Source organism: Marinimicrobium sp. UBA4509 (genome assembly GCF_002388575.1).
GTDB classification, from domain to species: Bacteria; Pseudomonadota; Gammaproteobacteria; order Pseudomonadales; family Cellvibrionaceae; genus Marinimicrobium; species Marinimicrobium koreense.
This window is the reverse complement of sequence record NZ_DGMV01000084.1, coordinates 78,089-78,756: the sequence shown is the minus strand read 5'-3', so window position 1 is coordinate 78,756 and position 668 is coordinate 78,089. Positions and strand designations below refer to the sequence as shown.

The 668-nt window shown below is 57.9% G+C and carries 1 protein-coding gene; it reads right to left on the bottom strand.

The genetic code is table 11. The annotated features are described in order from the left end of the window. Positions 1-50: 50 nt before the first annotated feature. Positions 51-668: S1 RNA-binding domain-containing protein (locus B3520_RS15925; protein ID WP_286876425.1), on the bottom strand; the 618-nt coding region annotated here is incomplete at its 5' end.

Sequence of the window (668 nt, the reverse complement as noted above, 5' to 3'; positions counted from 1 at the left end):
AAAAACCCCGCCGATTGGCGGGTTTTTTTATGGGTAACTCACCGGGAGGGTTACTCCTCGGTGGTTTCCTCGCTGGAGGCCGGAGCGTCCGCTTGCGCGTCGGCGTTGGCTTCCTTGATGGACAGCTTGATGCGGCCGCGCTGGTCGACGTCCAGACACTTGACCTTCACCATCTGACCTTCTTTCAGGTAATCGCTGACCGCATTCACGCGCTCATCGGCGATCTGGGAGATGTGTACCAGACCGTCTTTACCCGGCAGGAAGTTGACGAACGCACCGAAGTCGACAATACGGACCACTTTGCCTTCGTAGATCGCGCCAATTTCCGCCTCGGCGGTAATTTCTTCGATCTTGGCCACCGCCGCCTTCAGCGCGTCGCCATCGTCGGCGTACACTTTGACGGTACCGTCATCGTCGATGTCGATGGACGCACCGGTCTCTTCGGTGATGGAGCGAATGGTCGCCCCGCCTTTACCGATGATGTCGCGGATCTTGTCCGGATGCACTTTCAGGGTTTCAAAGCGCGGCGCATTGTCGCTCACGGTTTCGCGGGACTTGCCCAGCACCTTGTTCATTTCACCCAGAATGTGCAGACGGGCGCTCAGGGCCTGCTCCAGAGCGATCTCCATGATCTGCTCGGTAATGCCCTGGATTTTGATATCCATCTG